Raw genomic sequence first — 16,480 nt, 5'->3', positions numbered from 1 at the left:
ATGACCTCCTTAAATCTGCATTAATAGTTTGTAAAGACGTGTGAACTAAACTTCTTATCGTTCGTGCCTCGGTACAAGTAACTTTGCATTCCGTTAGTTGATCCAACTTGAATTTCAATTGGAGCTCCCGTTGGTAAGTATTTTTGTGCCGCAGTTTGAAGATATTGCGTAAAACTATTAATTTCGGTGTAACTATAGAATTGAGTAGTAACATTAATGGTCATTCCAGATAATGACCCATTTACATAATGAGCTTGAGCTGTAACTCCACTCAAGTTAGGGAAATAACTTTGGGCTTTATTCTTAAATTCATTAAAAGCAGCTGCATCATTGTCATTGGGAAGCTTTTCGTCTTTTGTCGTTGGTAAAACATAGTTCTTTTCATCAACCTTGTTCCAAGAACTAACGGAAGTGGATCCACCTTTATTAACTGAATAGGCAATAAAGTTTCCCCCAACCAAACTATCCTCAGGGGCAGCTTTGTATAAAGCAATTACAATCGGAATATTTTTAGTGTCTTTGTTTTTCCGCATCCGAGTTAAGACTTGATTAGCAATTTCTTTCCCGTTTTTTTCAATTTCAGCATCATCTAAATTTTTTGAATATTGAGCTCCATACTTTTCCTTAGTGTAATAATAAACTGAATTCAATCCAATTCCAATTGTCATCCCCTTCAGTTTCATTTTTCCACCTTCGGGTTGAAGATAATCTTGCTCATCAATTTGTTGAAGATATTCGGGAACAACCTTTTTCTTGGGCTGCTCAGGATTTAAACCTTCAGGATTATCTTTAGACTTTCGTCCTAACCAATTATAAGTAGTTGCTGTTGAAATATATTGACCTTCTTGGAAAACATATTTACTGGGAGAAAACTCTTTCTTAGAAATATTTTGCAATCCATGTTGAAAGCCCTGTAAGTTAAAAGTGTTGCTGGTTTGACTTTGGTCAACTCCAGAAGACTTACTAACTTGATAATGACCATCCTTAATTAAACTTTGATAATTACTTCCGGAGTTATTCCCCGTTAATTCAGTTTTGCTAGACCCACTATTAGTTCCAACTTCCTTGCTATTTCCACAAGCCACTAAGACTATCGAGCTTGCAGCTACTAATAGTGCTACTCCTAATCGTTTCATGCTTTCCCCTTCCATCATTAATCCTGCACTTTTTCCATTTCAGCCTTAAATTTTGGTTCATTCCACACGGGAACATTTAATTCTTCTGCTTTGGTTAATTTACTTCCAGCAGCCTCACCGGCAATCACTAAATCCGTTTTTTTAGATACGCTACTCGTAACTTCTGCTCCATGAATTTCAAGCCATTTGGCAGCACTACCATGGGTCATCTCAATTAACTTACCAGTTAATACTACTCTTTTTCCAGTGAAAAATGTTTCAGTTTGAACCGCTTGGTTAGTGGGCTTAAAGTTCATGTTAACCCCTGCTGAAATCAACTCTTCAATTAAAGTTTGACTGTTTGGATCAGCAAAATAAGTTGCGACACTATCAGCAATAATTTCACCGATTGAATCAATTGCAGCAATCTCTGAACTCGTGGCCTGCATCAAATTTTGGATATTGCCAAAATGAGCAGCAATTACTTGAGCCGCCTTTCCACCGACATGTCGAATTCCTAGGCCAAATAGTAGTCTTTCTAACGAATTATGGCGACTATTATCTAATGCATTTAATAAATTATCGGCCGATTTTTCACCAAATTTATCTAATTCAATTAACTGTTCTCGTTTTAATTGATAAAGACTCGCAACATCATCAATTAAATGCCGCTCAAAAAGTTGTGCTACAATTTTAGGCCCTAAACCTGCAATATCCATAGCATTTCTTGAGGCAAAATGCGTAACTTGTTCTGATAATTGAGCTGGACATTTCGGATTAATACAGCGAAGGGCCACTTCATCATCTAGATGAACTAATTTAGCTCCACAAGAAGGACAATTGCTGGGAATTTGGTAAGGCTTAGAATCAACCGGACGTAGTTCTGGAAGAAAGCGTTCTACTTCAGGAATAATATCCCCAGCTTTGTAAAGCACGACTGTATCTCCAATACGAATGTCCTTTTTCTCAATGTAGTCTGGATTATGTAAAGAGGCTCGAGAAACTGTAGTCCCTGCAAGTTTAACTTTATCCATAATTGCTGTAGGCGTTACAACTCCTGTACGTCCAATCGTCCATTCAATATCTAAAATTTTAACTCGTGCTTCTTCAGGAGGAAATTTATACGCAATTGCCCACTTAGGCACCTTCACCGTATGTCCAATTTCTTTTTGTAAGGATAGCGAGTTCGTTTTAATTACAATTCCATCAATTCCATAAGTTAAATCATTCCGTTGCCCTTGATATTGTTCAATATACTGGTTAATTTCATTCATATTAGTGGCAACCATTGCATTTTCATTAACCGTAAAGCCAAGTTCCTTTAATTCTTTTAGTAAGCCACTTTGAGTGTTTGCTTGTAAGTCATTATAATCAGCAACATTATACATAAAAGTGCTCAAATGCCGATCAGCTGTAACTTGTGGATCCAATTGGCGTAAACTTCCAGCCGCTGCATTGCGTGGATTAGCAAAGGTAGCTTTCCCATCATTTTGCCGACGTTCGTTTAACTTAAGAAATTCAGCCTTTCCCATATAGCATTCGCCCCGAACTTCAATATTAATCGGACGACTTAACGTTTGTGGAATTGAAGGAATTGTAAGTGCATTTTGAGTAATATCTTCTCCAATTTGTCCATTTCCCCGCGTAGAAGCTTGAACCAACTTCCCCGCTTCATAACGCAAAGCAATTGAAAGTCCGTCAATTTTTAATTCACAATTAAACTCCTGATCTTCCGGATATTCAGCTTGTAATCGATTAATAAATTCGGCTAATTCTTCATTTGAAAACACATCACCTAATGAAAGCATCGGAATTGGGTGTGCAACTTTTTTCAATTCTGAATCAGCTGCCCCACCAACTTTTTGTGTAGGCGAATCAGCTGTGACAATCCCAGGATACTTCTCCTCTAACTTGGTTAACCGATCATACACTAAGTCATACTCAGCATCTTGGACAGAGGGGGAATCTTGTTCATAATATTCTTTTCCCCACTGAATTAGTTGTGGACGCAATTGTTCTGCTTCTTTTCGTGCTTGTGTTTCGGTTATTTTTTCTAAGGGAATTTGTTCCAAGAAAATCACCACCTTTATTTTTCGACTTTAGTAATTGGTGCAAAGGCCGCAAGAAGCCGTTTGATTCCCTTTTCTGGGAAAGCAATGTCAAGTTCCATATCTTCACCAGTTCCGTTAATCTTAACGACCGTTCCGATCCCCCAAGCTTTATGAGTAACTTTATCGCCCACTGTCCAACTCTTTTTATCAGCACCAGTTCCTTGGGGTTTTTCAACTCGTTGAGCGGGACGTTGGTAAGGAGTACTAAAGGCTCGCTCCGTCCGACGATTATACGTATTATTATCAAACGGCGTCTTTGATCCTTGTGAGTTCGTCATAGCTGCATCATTTTCAATTAATTCTGGCTCAATTTCTTCCATAAAGCGTGAAGCAGGGTTATTTTGCATTCGTCCATATAACATCCGTGAATAAGCATTTGTCATGTAAAGTTTCTTTTGGGCTCTTGTAATTCCAACGTAGGCTAACCGGCGTTCCTCTTCTAACTCATCAGGCTTTTCTGCTGCTCGCACAAGTGGGAACAATTTTTCTTCCATACCTGGCATGAAAACAACGGGAAATTCCAAGCCTTTAGCTGCATGTAAAGTCATTAATGTGACTTGTTTAGCGTTTTCATCAACATCATCTTGAGCAGATACTAGAGCCAAATCAGCTAAGAAATCAACTAACCGATTCCCCGTTTCACTATCTGCTGGTTCATATTTGTCATCAAAGTTTTGGGTTACCGAAATAAATTCTTCAATATTTTCAACCCGAGCTTGATTTTCCAATGATTTAGTTTTCTTCAATTCAGCTAAATAACCCGTTTTTTCTAAAATGGCTTCTGTAATTTCCGTAACCGTTTTACTTTGGCTTTCTTTATTAATTTCTCGCATGGTTTCACCAAAGTTAGCAATTGCATTCCGTGCCCGCGTAGGAATCCCATTTGCCATCATTACATTTTCAGCAGCCTCAGAAAGATTCATACCTGCGTCTCCAGCAAACATTCGTAGCTTTTCAAAGCTCGCATTTCCAATTCCACGTTTGGGAACATTAATGACTCGTTCAAAACTAAGCGAGTCATTAGGATTGGCTACCAAGCTTAAATAAGAAAGAAGATCCATAATTTCTTTTCGTTCATAGAATTTGTGACCCCCTACAATATTATAAGGAATGTTAGCTTTCATGAAAGTTTCTTCAATCACTCGTGATTGGGCATTTGTTCGATAAAGCACCGCAAAGTCATCGTAAGCATAATGGTTATTTTTCATTTCTTCTTTGATTTTTGCAACTACGTATTGAGCTTCATCACGTTCACTTTGAGCTCGATAATAAGTGACCTTGTCGCCCGCAGGATTTTCGGTCCACAAATTTTTATCTTTTCGTTCATCATTATTTTGAATGACCCCATTAGCAGCATCCAAAATAGTTTTGGTAGACCGATAATTTTGCTCCAGCATCACTGTGTGCGCAGTTGGATAATCTTTTTCAAAATTTAAAATATTACTCATGTTAGCTCCACGCCACCCATAAATACTTTGATCGGCATCCCCAACCACACAGATATTTTGATATTTATCAGCTAATAATTGTACAAGCCGGTACTGGGCTTCATTGGTATCTTGGTATTCATCAACATGAATATAATGAAATTTGTTTTGATAATAGCTCAAAACATCAGGAAATTCTTCAAATAATTCAATCGTCAGCATGATTAAATCATCAAAATCAACAGAATCATTTTGTTTTAAACGATTTTGGTACTCTTCGTAGACCCCAGCCACTACCTGATGAAAAGGATTTCCATCGTTATGCTTTTTGGCATACTCTTCAGGGGTTTCCATATCGTTTTTAGCATTGGAAATTGCACCTAAAATTGCACGAGGATCATTCTTTTTAGGATCTAAGTTTTGATCACTTAAAATTCGCTTGATGAGCGTTTTTTGTTCACTAGTACCGGCAATATTAAAAGCTTGATTGTACCCAAGCTTTTCGATGTTTCGGCGTAAAATTCGCACCCCGAGAGCATGGAAAGTCGAAACCCAGACATCATCGCCACCCACTTCTAAAAGTTTATTGACCCGGTCTTTCATTTCGCGTGCGGCTTTATTGGTGAAAGTAATCGCCAAAATGTTCCAAGGCATCACGTGTTTTTCTTCAATTAAATAGGCAATTCGGTGAGTAAGCACTCTAGTTTTACCACTGCCGGCTCCTGCCATTACTAAAAGCGGACCTTCAGTTTGTTCAACGGCCTCTTTTTGTTTATCATTCATACTCGTTAACAGGTCTGCAATTGCCATTTATTTTCGTCCTCCAAAAATTTCTCTTACTTTAATTATAGCAAAAATAGAGACAGCATAAATGCCGACTCTATCATTTTTATGATATTTATAAATTGTATTGTTTAAAGCTGGCTTCGGTCTTAATTACATCATCCGTTGGAATTAGTAAACATTGATGTTCAAAACTCAATTGCCAATCAGGTTCACTAGCCCGAGCTGTTAAAATGGCAGGTAATTCTTCAGGAGTAAATGATTTTAAAATAACATCTGAATACTTGTTAACCTCAGTTAAAGGTAAATTTCCTAAGGCTCGTAGGTGTTCTCGGTATTGGTTAATGTTCATGCCTAGATTGAAAATATAACCTACTGAAGCGGTAGCTGGGCGAACTCCGCAAACGTATAAGTTTTCATTTTTATCAAAGCCAAAGGTTAACTCAAATGTCCCTACGTAATCAATGTTTTTGGCAACTTCACTAGTAATTCGTTTCATTTCAGTAATGGCTGCTTTCATATCCGTAAACTCAGCATTAATTACTACCGACTTTCCATTAGCAGCATCATGATACTCCACTGCTGGAAATTGAATCAACTTGCCAGCCTGATCACGCGTCGCTAATACCGCAAATTTATGCAAGTAATCAATATCTGATTCTAAGATAAAGGTCCCATGACCAAAGAGTGGCTTAGTTAAATCAATTTCACTTTTCGACCCAATTTTAAATTGATTATGTTTACCAAGTGTTTTTACAATGGGTTTTAAAATGGCTGGATACCCAATGGAATCACTGGCTTGATACAAGTCTTCAATTCCAATTGCCGTTATGTAAGGAACACTATTCACATTAATTTGATCAAAAAAGGCATGCTCCAAAGCTCGATCTTGAGAAATTTCCAAAAGACTCGTTCCCTGAGGAACTTTAGTAAATTGAGATAAAAATTGAACCGTTTCGACATCAATCATATCAGTCGCATAAGTTACCACATCACAACGTTGCCCAAATTCTTTGAGAGTAGCACGATTCTTAAAATCGCCCACAATTACAAAATCTGCATAGTGTTTAATTTTACTTTCAGAGATACTCGTTAAAACTCCAACGTTTAACCCTAAATTTTTAGCCTCTTTAACAATTTGACATCCGTTGAGATTATCCCCAATCACTCCAAGGGTTGCACCTGGATTTAGTAATGCTGTACTCATAACAAATCGCTCCTTATTCTTTGCTTCGATCATATTGATTCAGATGATACTTCTCTATAATTTGAATTACCTTTTGGGCATATGCTGGATCAGTCGCGTAGCCATCGACACTTAATCCTTTGGCTGAATCTCGATAATTATCAGCTTGCACAACTTCTTTATACTGAAGGGAATTCCAATCCGTTCCGTGAGCTAATAGCTTAGCATGTTCGTCAATTGATTGTTTCCAGCTATCGTACACGCGAAAGCGACCCGTAACCGTTTCAGCTTTTCCATTGCGATATTCCGTCGTGGTTAAATCAATTCCAGGTTGATTAGCATCTGCTTTGACCCCAAATAAATTATGATATTTAGCAGCTAACTCGCTCTTTCCCCAATTTGATTCTAAAATTGCTTGGGCTAATGTAATGCTAGTTAAAATATTATATTTTTTCTGGACCACAACTGCTTCTGGTAAAATTTTATTAACAAAATCCTTATCGGTTTGATTAATATTATTTTGATCATAGTACATAAAAGCCGGTGATTGGACGAACTTCATAATCCCAACTGCTAAAAATACAGCCAAGACCATTATTACAATCAGACCATACCCAGAAAAGCTACTTTTCTTAGTTTTACGTGGACGCCTACTTTTACGCCGTCTTTTTTTTGCCAAATTAAACACCTGCATCTTTCGATATACTTAAATTGTACTACAAAATAGGTTATAATTAACTAGTATAGTATTTTGAAATATTTTGCCTGAGTATTAAACAAGGAGGCGACAATCTTGCCAAAGAAAAATGATGAATTAACCGAAACGGAAAAGTCACCCTTTGAAGTCGGTGATGTAGTTGGTTTCAAGATTAAAAAAGATGACTTTACGGGAACTATTGAAAAAGGTTACAAAAATGCCTTCTTAGTCTATTTTAAGACAGATGATCCAGACATTTTAGACAGTTACCACGATAAGACTGTCATTAACTGGAAAGACTTAACCATGATTAAGCAAGGTCCTCGACCAAAAAAAGTTGAAGAACCTGAAACCGATGAAAAAGACGAAACAAAATAATTTTTACACAAAAAATGGCTGTGATTTAAACCCAGCCATTTTTTAGTACATATTAAGGTAAAAAACGAACAAAAAGATAAATTGATGGATAAAAAACATAAAAAAGGTAATAAAAAGATGTTGACATAGCTTTTGTTCGGTGTTTAAATTAAAACAATCTAAAAAGAAGGGAATTTAAACAATGATTATTAGTAATTGGAAACAAAATATTAAAAATACTTTGGCACAATTAACTGCTAATTATTATAGCTTTGCTTGGTTTATATAACCGTTTGTATGCTTAAATTAGATACAGACGGTCATGTCTGTATCTAAGCAGAGTTATTAATAGCACTCGGCTAGATACTTTAACGTTCAATGTTAATCTAGCTGGGTCATTAATGATTGTTAATGTTCCCTCCTTACTAATTTTTACGAATTAAAATTAAAAATTATAGAAGGAGCCAGTTAGACTAACATTATGTTTGTTAGTCTAGCTGGCTTTTTATTTTTGATTAAAAAGGAGATTATTTATATGGAAACTAATCATACAATTAGCTCAAAAAGGCGATTATCAATTGGATTATATCTAAATTATTTCATTCATGGTTTTGGACTAATTATTTTAGCCCAAAATATGCAATCACTCGCAACCAGTTGGTCAACTACCATCGCTGTCGTTTCTTATATCATGTCTGGAATTGGAATCGGTCGACTAATTGCATATCCCATCACTGGATTTCTTTCTGACCGTTTAAATAGAAAACTTTTCATTTACTTAGGAATGGCTGGGTATTTTATTTTCGCCGTCGGAATGATTATGACTAACAATTTAATTATTGCTTACCTATTAGCCATTATCGCCGGATTAGCAAATTCTAATCTTGATGCAGGAACGTACACAACCTTAGTAGAAATTAATGATGGAAACGGTCATGGGACTGTAATTTTAAAAGCTTTCATTTCCGCTGGTGAATTTATTTTACCTGTCATTGTGTTAACTTTACATCAACATCAACTCTGGTTTGGTTGGGCTTTCATCATCATGGCTGGCTTGATTTTAATTAACTTATTAAATATCATGCCCCTTCGTTTTCCTCAACAAGTTGCTCCAACCGTTGATCAGATAAAACGTTACCCTAAGGTCAATCGGCAACGTAAAGGAATTGCAACGGTTTTGTTAGCATTTTATGGCTTCACTTCGATGGCAGTGATGATTTGGTTTACTCAATGGATTACCTTGTTCGCTCAAAAAACATTGCATTTCAATGAAAGTACTGCACATTTTCTTCTATCCTTATACAGTATCGGCTCAATTATCGGGGTTTTTATGCTTTACTGGTTATTAAAACGAAAGGTTTCAGAGCAGCTTCTGTTAATCACGCTTAATTTAGGAGCTCTTGTTGCACTATTACTGGTCAGTATCGGTCAACAACCATTAGTCGCTGAAATCGGATGTATTCTATTCGGTTTTTGTGCCGCTGGTGGAGTCATGCAAACTGGATTAACTTGGTTTATGAACCTTTATCCACAGCATCGAGGTACAATTACAGGAATCTTTTACTTCTTTGGTAGTATTGCATCATTATTAGTCCCCATTATCAGTGGTTGGTTATCTAAAACTAGTATTCAAATTGCATTTTGCTCTAATTTAATCATTGCTATACTTGGATTTTTACTAGTACTGGGTGCAACAATTGTTATAAACACAAACACGCGAAAGGATGATTCACATGCAAACTGAAATTAATGGACACACGATTTTAATCGGATTAATGGCATACCCCATTCGTCATTCTATGTCACCAACCATGCATAATCATGCATTCGACAAATTAGGACTAAACTATGCTTATCTAGCTTTTGATATTGATCAAGAAAAATTACCCGCAGCAATTCAATCATTACGTACTTTGGAAATGCGCGGCACTAATATCTCAATGCCAAATAAACGTAAAGTAATTCCTTTATTAGATAAAATTGATCCAGCAGCTAAATTAATCAATGCTGTTAATACCGTTGTTAACGATGATGGGGTCTTAACTGGTTATAATACTGATGGAACTGGATTTATGCGTTCTTTAAAAAAGCACAACTTAGATATCACTAACCAAACTATGACTTTAATTGGAGCTGGTGGGGCTGGAACTGCAATTGGAATCCAAGCTGCTTTAGATGGGGTTAAACAGGTTAATTTGTTTAACCGCAAAGATGGTAACTGGCAAGATGCCAAAAAATTAGCCCAAATCATTAATGAACAAACCTCCGCATCGGCTGATTTATTTCCTCTCAAGGATCAGCAAGCTTTAAAAACTTCGTTGACCAATTCCAAAATTCTCGTTGATGCAACTGGAGTTGGGATGAAACCATTAGAAGGTAAAAGTTTGATTAACAATCCCGAGTGGTTCCATCCTGACTTAATTGTCTATGATACAGTCTATGCACCACGAACCACTAAATTAATGGAAATTGCAGAAGCAGCGGGCGTTAAAAACGTAATGAATGGACTAGAAATGATGCTAGAACAAGGTGCTGAAGCCTTTCAACTTTGGACTGGAAAACCAATGCCAGTTGACTACATTCATCAGATCTTGTTTGCGGAGGAATCAAATGACAAAGCAAATCGTTAAACTTGGCCCCGTTACGTTAGGCAAGCAAACTAAAATCGCCGTTCCGCTGGTTGGTGCTAGTGAACAAGCAATTCTTAACCAATTGCCAAACATTTTAGCTGCTAAACCCGATTTAATCGAATGGCGAATTGATGACTATCCAGATTGGAATAACCCAACCAGAGTAAGTGAACTTGGTCAAAAGATTCAGCATCATTTAGGTAAAGTTCCACTATTAGTAACTTTTAGAACCATTTTAGAAGGTGGCAAAGGCCCCTTCAAATCTGATAATTATCAAAATTTAATTTTATTTTTAAATAAGCAAGCTTGGGTTGCAGCAATTGATGTTGAATGGAAACAGATCCCTGATAGTTTCGTTAAAAAACTACAAAAACCCGTCATTCTTAGTCAGCATAATTTTACAGCTACCCCTAATTTAGAAAGTTTAAGCATTGATTTGAAAAAAATGGGGACTACAAATGCGGATATCATTAAACTAGCTGTAATGCCAAAAACGGCACTGGATGTTGCTAATCTTTTGCAAGCAACCATAATTGCGAACCAAACGTTAAGTCAGCCACTTGTCACCATGTCAATGGGAAATTTAGGTAAAATTAGTCGAATTAGTGGAAACGTCTTTGGTTCAGCAATCACCTTTGCCACTGCAGGAGCTAGTTCAGCACCTGGTCAATTACCAGTTAACCAAGTTCGCCAACTATTAAATGAATTTAAAATTTAAATACCAAATAATTTTATAAAAAACTGACTGAGAATCATCTCAATCAGTTTTTTTATTTTAAAATCGGTCCAGCTTAAACGGAGTTAAATCAAATTCATCTGGTTTATTTTGGGCTCGATCAGCAACAATTTTACCGAGAACACTGGCAAACTTAAAACCATGGCCACTCAAGCCTGTAATTACTTGCACGTTGGGTTGCCCTGGGACGCGATCAATCACGAAATCTTCATCGGGAGATAAATCATAACTACATGAAGCTCCGTGATCAAGTCCTGCTGTTCCAGTTAAATGTTCGTTTAAAAGTTCATCAACTTCACGTCGATCACTAGCATATTCTCCAAAAGGTAACCGGCCGGCTCGTTGCTCAATTGGTTGGCCGCCATCGTGATGCCCGATTTTAATGTTTCCAGCTTTGCCTGGAAATCCATAATAGGTTTCGCCATTTTTTGTCTCAACGGTAAAACAGCTAAATCCTTCGTCTTCGTTAAGCTGCTGATCATCAATTTTGAACCAGCCAAAAACCTTACGTAGTGGTTGAATTGGTAAATTAGGTAATAATTCTTTGACCCAAGTTCCCGCTGTCACGGCAACTTGATGAGCTAAATAAGTCTGTTGCTCCGTTTTAATTTCAACTAAATTTGGTTCAATTTGTTTAATCGACAATACTTTCGCCGAAAAGTCTTGCGTTACTCCTTGATTTTCAGCACCCGCCAGATAGGCTTTAATGGCATTTTCCGATAATAAATAGCCACTATCTTTTTCAAAAACGCCGCGATAATCAGCATCAAAATGCCAGTTTGGCCAACGTTGTTGAATTTCAGCTGCCGTTAAATAATCAACGGGTAAATGATAGGCTTCAGCCGTCTTAACCACGTTAGTGATAAATTCGGCATTTTGAGGTCCAATATTTAAGACCCCAGTTTGATGAAAAATATCCCGTCCACTTTGCGTTTGTAAATCTTGCCATAATGCTTGGGCTTTTAAAACTAATGGTAAATATTTTTCTCCTTCCCCATATGCATGGCGAATAATTCTGGTTTGCCCATGATGGGAACCTTGGTCATGTGGGGGTCGCGCTAAATCTAATTCTAAAACGTCTAGTCCATCCTGACTGGCATAATATCCAGCTGCTGAACCAACCGAACCAGTTCCAATAATTGCTAAATCAAATACTTTTGTCATCATCAATACTCCTTTAGTTTTTGATAAATAAAAAAGCATCCGCCCTAGTAAAAGGACGAATGCTTTCGTGATACCACCTTTGTTCATAGTCGACTCACGTCCAACTATCTCAAAATAGGTTGCTCCAGAGGTGGAATAACCTTGCGCTGGTATCGGATGCAAAACCGTCATCAGCTAATTATCACTGATAATAACTCCAAGCCCATCTTCAAAATCAACTTGTCATTCCTTTTCACCAACCAGGAACTCTCTGAGACAAATTAAATCCTTACTCTGCTCTTCCGTTTTGTTTTATTAATCAAATTTTGTTTTTATCAATATACCTTGCGATTCATAAAGTGTCAAGGTCTTTATTCATGTAATTCAATTGGTAAGCCATCGGGATCATAGAAAAAAACCATCTTTTCGCCAGTATAATCATCCGTCCGTAAGGCTTCAACTTCAACACCTTGGGCTTTAAGTTCTGCTATATCCGTTTCAATCTGGTCTGTAGAGAAAGCTAAGTGACGTAACCCTTGGGCTTCTGGATAATTAACTCGTTGGGGTGCGTCTGGCTTAATAAATAGCTCTAATTCAGTTGTCTCATTGATTTTTAAATCAATTTTCACGTCCCTTTTATTAGGACGTCGATGTTCATGAATTACTTCAAAGTCTAAAATATCACGATAAAAATGAAGTGATTTATGGTAATTGGAACCAATGATGGCAATATGATGAATTTGTCTAAAGTTCATTTTTTCACGCTTATTTGGTTGCATTGTTTTTTTGCATTTTACTGAAAGCAGCTAACTGACCGTACAAACTATTACTTTCATTTGGCACAATAATTAAATTACCATCGGTACCAGCTGCGCGAATCGCATCAATCGATTGGGCATTGAAATACTTAGCGTCTGCAGTAGCATAGGCAGCTTGTAATTCCGCAATTCGATACTTGTCGGCATCGGCTTGAATCTTTGTAGCATATGCTTGCGCATCGGCATGAATTTCGGTTTGTTGTTTATCAGCTTTGGCCGTTGCAATCTTCGCAGCATTTTGGGCTTCGGTATTTAAACGAATTTGTTCTGCATTCCCTTGCGCTTCCGAAATGGTGGCTTGTTTGTTCTTGGAGGCCGTAATTTGATTTTCCATCGCTTCACTAACTCCTTTAGAAGGGGTTAGGTCGCCGATTTGAACCCGTTCAATCATGACTCCATAAGTGTTAGTCAAATCACCAATGTTTTGCATTAATTTCGTGTTAATCTTATCAGTAGAGTTCAAAACTTCATCCAAATCCATACTTCCAATAATATCACGGAGCGTTCCGCTAACTTGGTAAGCCATTGATTGAATTGAATTACTGTTGCCAAAAGTATAACGTTCAGCGTTAGTAATCCGGTAATTTAACGTAACTTGGATACTGATGCTGGCATTATCTTTAGTAATCCCCGTTTGCACTGGTAACGCTAACGGTTGTGATTGAAGACTTACGGATTTAACATGTTCCAAAATGGGAATATAAAAATGAATTCCACTTTCAAATTGACGGGAATATTTTCCTAAAAAGGTCACTAATCCGACATTGTTTTGTTGCACAATCTTAATTCCGAGCATGGTACTCTCCTTTATCGACTAAATAAACTTTTTGGTCGGTCACATCAGCCACTACATAAGTCACTTTTGGCTTTAATGCACTGCCGACGAGTTGGTAAAAGTATAACACACCGTTAAGTTTTACAATGCCATCCGATTGGAGTTGCTTGCCACTAATTTCAGTACCAACTAAATCAGGCATCCCAATTAGTTCTGGTTTCGCAAAATGCTGGGCGATGATTGACTCGATTTCGGCTGCCACAGTGATGCCTTTGGCGTTGGCTAGCAGTTCAAGGGTGTGGGCGTTTTGAGGATTGAGAGTGATGGTGATTTTTGTCATATTTTTTCCTTTACTAAAATTCATTTTATTGTATATTTTATCATTTTTCTATATTCTTGATAAAATTACTATAAATTAAAGCCTCGCTATTTAATAACGAGGCTTTAAACTATTTATTTTAATTTTTACTTCCAATCCCGCTTCGTCGAAGTAATTCCAATTCCCAGATTAAAAGTGTTGGTTGGATCACATTCTTTGTAATGTTCCAATAGATTTTCGGGAGCGTGGTACAAATGTCCAACATTATGTTCAGCTGGATATTTAGCACCTCGTTTGTCTAAAATCTTCAACATTTCTTGTTTTAGTTCATGTGGATCAACACCCTTTTTCAAGATGTAATCTTGATGCATAACGTGATCCAAGAAGTGTCCATAGTAAAGTTTGTATTTAATCTTATCATCAATTTCTTTTGGTAAGGTTTCAAACCAGTCTTCTTCGTTTCTTGGCAAAGCAACATCCAAAGGTAATATTTGAATATCATCTTTTTGATGAGTTTCTGCATAACGAATGGGAACAGCTGCTGTTACATAGCGATGGGTTGCAGCAACTTTAGCTTCTTTAGGCGTACATTCAAAGTACCCACCCTCATGATCTTTGAAAAATTCCTGCAAATAATCACGAGCTTCATCGATGCCTTGATCTTCAACCTTTAATTGAAGGTAATGTTGATATTTGTCACGAAATTCTTCCATCCGTTTTGGTAATTGGTCAGGAAAAATTCCGCTAAGCTTTTGGAGTGTCCGATCTACAAAATATGGTTTAAATGTAGGGATATGATGCAAGATTCGTTCACTAGCTGCTCGAGCATTAAACAAGAATGGAAGTGGCTTAGTCCCAATGTCATCAATCACCATTAAATTATCTTTACCATATTTTTTTGCTAAATCATAAGCTTCTCGGTGCATGTATTCCCCAGAAACTGGAAGATATTTGAATTTTGTTAAAATATGACGTCTTAATTCCTCTAAAACTGCAGGATCATTAGTTCCAATATAAAAGACTTTTTCTGCTTTAGGTTTTGGATAAGTATCCAATCGAACGGCAAAGGTAACTAATTTACCGGCAGAACCAGAAACTTCATAAAGTTCCTTGGAATCAGCATTATAACGAGTTGGGGTGCTTGCATCAACATCGCGAACCCGGCTTTCGTAATTACGATTATGTCCTACTCGGTCTTCGCTGTAATGAATCGATTGATTATTATAATTGTGTTCTTCCAGATTCGTTAAGATTTCTTCAGGAGTTGTTCCTAAATCAATCCCCAAATGATTGACTAAATGTAACTGATTATTTTTATCAATTTGCGCATACAAAGCTAATTCTGTATAAGCAGGACCTCGTTGAATTAAGGCACCACCTGAATTATTGTTAACTCCGCCGACCACAGTAGCGCCAATCGTTGATGAACCAATGACAGAATGTGGATTACGATCAACTTTATCAAGCGTCGTTTCTAAGGCATGTAAAGTTGTTCCTGGAAAAACAATCACTTGCTGATTATCATCAATTAATTGAATTCCTTTCATTCGTAAAGTATTAATCACTATAACATCACGATCATAACCATTTTGGTTAGGCACAGAACCTTCTGTCAAACCAGTATTGGCAGCTTGCATAATCACAATTAAATCATGCTGATGGACAATCTCCAATACCTTCCATAATTCTAATAAAGTTTTAGGCCGAACTACAGCTAAAGCATCTCCGTGTCCAGAACGATAACCTTCACGATATTGTTCAGAGCGTTCTTTTGAAGTAATTACATGTCTTTTCCCGACAACGTCTACAAGTTCATCAATAACCTTCATTTTTGTCACCCTTCTTTTTTATCAAAATCATATTCACACCCTTATTGTATCCCTTTATACAAGAAAATGAAGCAATAAAGATTGGTTTTAACTAACAAAAAAACACTCATACACGGTATGAGTGTTTCATAAACATATTCGTAAAAATATATCTTAACGTTTTGAGAATTGACCAGCCTTACGAGCTTTCTTAAGACCTGGTTTCTTACGTTCTTTCATTCGTGGATCACGAGTCAAAAGACCAGCTCTCTTAAGTGCTTCACGGAAGTCAGGATCTACATCAAGCAATGCACGAGCAATTCCTAAACGAACTGCACCTGATTGACCAGAGAAACCACCACCATTTACATTTGCTAATGTATCGTAGTTACCTAATGTTTCAGTAACATTGAATGGTTGTAAAATAACTTCTCGTAAACTAGGGAAAGGGATGTATTCTTCAACGTCTTTACCGTTGATAATAACTTTACCAGTACCTGGTACTAAGCGTACACGAGCAACTGAGTCTTTACGACGACCTGTACCACTGTATTGAACTTTAGCCATGTGTATAT

Annotated in this window: 15 protein-coding genes and 1 other annotated feature; of the genes, 4 read left to right on the top strand and 11 right to left on the bottom strand. The window is 37.1% G+C overall.

The genetic code is table 11. The annotated features are described in order from the left end of the window. Nucleotides 1-20: 20 nt before the first annotated feature. From AC0GLY_RS01640 to AC0GLY_RS01620, 5 genes are all read right to left on the bottom strand, one after another. On the bottom strand, nt 21-1,136 hold the full coding sequence (locus AC0GLY_RS01640; RefSeq protein ID WP_496611829.1) for a CamS family sex pheromone protein: 1,116 nt from the start codon (nt 1,134-1,136) through the stop codon (nt 21-23). Nucleotides 1,137-1,153: 17 nt separating this feature from the next. Further along, nucleotides 1,154-3,178, bottom strand: a complete 2,025-nt coding sequence (gene ligA / locus AC0GLY_RS01635; RefSeq protein ID WP_496612225.1) for an NAD-dependent DNA ligase LigA — start codon at nt 3,176-3,178, stop codon at nt 1,154-1,156. A 23-nt stretch (nt 3,179-3,201) separates the two neighbouring features. Then, nucleotides 3,202-5,463, bottom strand: a complete 2,262-nt coding sequence (pcrA, locus tag AC0GLY_RS01630) for a DNA helicase PcrA (protein WP_496611828.1) — start codon at nt 5,461-5,463, stop codon at nt 3,202-3,204. An 88-nt stretch (nt 5,464-5,551) separates the two neighbouring features. Further along, complete coding sequence (locus tag AC0GLY_RS01625; RefSeq protein ID WP_496611827.1) at nt 5,552-6,643, bottom strand: ATP-grasp domain-containing protein; 1,092 nt, start codon at nt 6,641-6,643, stop codon at nt 5,552-5,554. A gap of 13 nt (nt 6,644-6,656) precedes the next feature. Then, nucleotides 6,657-7,301, bottom strand: coding sequence for a glycoside hydrolase family 73 protein (locus tag AC0GLY_RS01620; RefSeq protein WP_496611826.1), 645 nt, complete (start codon nt 7,299-7,301; stop codon nt 6,657-6,659). Between the two features lie 114 nt (nt 7,302-7,415). Here AC0GLY_RS01620 and AC0GLY_RS01615 point away from each other — a divergent pair, with 114 nt between their 5' ends. The 4 genes from AC0GLY_RS01615 to aroD all read left to right on the top strand — a co-directional run bounded on the left by AC0GLY_RS01615 (nt 7,416) and on the right by aroD (nt 11,024). Then, nucleotides 7,416-7,697, top strand: coding sequence for a DUF2187 domain-containing protein (locus tag AC0GLY_RS01615; RefSeq protein ID WP_496611825.1), 282 nt, complete (start codon nt 7,416-7,418; stop codon nt 7,695-7,697). A gap of 514 nt (nt 7,698-8,211) precedes the next feature. Further along, nucleotides 8,212-9,420 (top strand): MFS transporter, encoded by a 1,209-nt coding sequence (locus tag AC0GLY_RS01610; RefSeq protein ID WP_496611824.1) that lies wholly within the window; start codon nt 8,212-8,214, stop codon nt 9,418-9,420. Continuing rightward, nucleotides 9,410-10,306: a shikimate dehydrogenase gene (locus tag AC0GLY_RS01605; RefSeq protein WP_496611823.1), complete on the top strand. Its 897-nt coding sequence runs from the start codon at nt 9,410-9,412 to the stop codon at nt 10,304-10,306. The genes AC0GLY_RS01610 and AC0GLY_RS01605 overlap by 11 nt, the downstream gene beginning before the upstream one ends. Further along, a complete protein-coding gene (aroD, locus tag AC0GLY_RS01600; RefSeq protein WP_496611822.1) occupies nt 10,287-11,024 on the top strand; it encodes a type I 3-dehydroquinate dehydratase in 738 nt (245 codons plus the stop codon). Before AC0GLY_RS01605 ends, aroD begins: the two co-directional genes overlap by 20 nt. A gap of 57 nt (nt 11,025-11,081) precedes the next feature. Here aroD and solA read toward each other — a convergent pair whose 3' ends face one another. The 6 genes from solA to rpsI all read right to left on the bottom strand — a co-directional run bounded on the left by solA (nt 11,082) and on the right by rpsI (nt 16,472). Next, complete coding sequence (solA, locus tag AC0GLY_RS01595) at nt 11,082-12,209, bottom strand: N-methyl-L-tryptophan oxidase (RefSeq protein WP_496611821.1); 1,128 nt, start codon at nt 12,207-12,209, stop codon at nt 11,082-11,084. Nucleotides 12,210-12,254: 45 nt separating this feature from the next. Beyond that, nucleotides 12,255-12,497, bottom strand: a binding site (T-box leader). 59 nt (nt 12,498-12,556) lie between these two features. After that, a complete protein-coding gene (gloA2, locus tag AC0GLY_RS01590; protein ID WP_496612224.1) occupies nt 12,557-12,940 on the bottom strand; it encodes an SMU1112c/YaeR family gloxylase I-like metalloprotein in 384 nt (127 codons plus the stop codon). 10 nt (nt 12,941-12,950) lie between these two features. Continuing rightward, entirely contained in the window at nt 12,951-13,799 is an 849-nt protein-coding gene (locus AC0GLY_RS01585) for an SPFH domain-containing protein (RefSeq protein WP_496611820.1), read from the bottom strand. Then, on the bottom strand, nt 13,786-14,118 hold the full coding sequence (locus AC0GLY_RS01580; RefSeq protein WP_496611819.1) for a hypothetical protein: 333 nt from the start codon (nt 14,116-14,118) through the stop codon (nt 13,786-13,788). The genes AC0GLY_RS01585 and AC0GLY_RS01580 overlap by 14 nt, the downstream gene beginning before the upstream one ends. Nucleotides 14,119-14,243: 125 nt before the next feature. After that, nucleotides 14,244-15,926 (bottom strand): D-lactate dehydrogenase, encoded by a 1,683-nt coding sequence (gene dld, locus AC0GLY_RS01575; RefSeq protein WP_496611818.1) that lies wholly within the window; start codon nt 15,924-15,926, stop codon nt 14,244-14,246. 153 nt (nt 15,927-16,079) lie between these two features. Further along, nucleotides 16,080-16,472 (bottom strand): 30S ribosomal protein S9, encoded by a 393-nt coding sequence (rpsI, locus tag AC0GLY_RS01570; protein ID WP_496611817.1) that lies wholly within the window; start codon nt 16,470-16,472, stop codon nt 16,080-16,082. Nucleotides 16,473-16,480 lie beyond the last annotated feature (8 nt).

This window comes from Fructilactobacillus sp. YLN 2507 (assembly GCF_059614085.1).
The sequence above is the reverse complement of the archived record's forward strand: the minus strand, read 5'-3'. Positions and strand labels throughout refer to the sequence as shown.

Coding starts and splice junctions, on each gene's coding strand:
- AC0GLY_RS01640 (WP_496611829.1), bottom strand. CDS start 1,136: ATGAAACGATTAGGAGTAGCACTATTAGTAGCTGCAAGCTCGATAGTC.
- pcrA (WP_496611828.1), bottom strand. CDS start 5,463: ATGGCAATTGCAGACCTGTTAACGAGTATGAATGATAAACAAAAAGAG.
- AC0GLY_RS01625 (WP_496611827.1), bottom strand. CDS start 6,643: ATGAGTACAGCATTACTAAATCCAGGTGCAACCCTTGGAGTGATTGGG.
- AC0GLY_RS01610 (WP_496611824.1), top strand. CDS start 8,212: ATGGAAACTAATCATACAATTAGCTCAAAAAGGCGATTATCAATTGGA.
- AC0GLY_RS01605 (WP_496611823.1), top strand. CDS start 9,410: ATGCAAACTGAAATTAATGGACACACGATTTTAATCGGATTAATGGCA.
- aroD (WP_496611822.1), top strand. CDS start 10,287: ATGACAAAGCAAATCGTTAAACTTGGCCCCGTTACGTTAGGCAAGCAA.
- solA (WP_496611821.1), bottom strand. CDS start 12,209: ATGATGACAAAAGTATTTGATTTAGCAATTATTGGAACTGGTTCGGTT.
- gloA2 (WP_496612224.1), bottom strand. CDS start 12,940: ATGAACTTTAGACAAATTCATCATATTGCCATCATTGGTTCCAATTAC.
- AC0GLY_RS01585 (WP_496611820.1), bottom strand. CDS start 13,799: ATGCTCGGAATTAAGATTGTGCAACAAAACAATGTCGGATTAGTGACC.
- AC0GLY_RS01580 (WP_496611819.1), bottom strand. CDS start 14,118: ATGACAAAAATCACCATCACTCTCAATCCTCAAAACGCCCACACCCTT.
- dld (WP_496611818.1), bottom strand. CDS start 15,926: ATGAAGGTTATTGATGAACTTGTAGACGTTGTCGGGAAAAGACATGTA.
- rpsI (WP_496611817.1), bottom strand. CDS start 16,472: ATGGCTAAAGTTCAATACAGTGGTACAGGTCGTCGTAAAGACTCAGTT.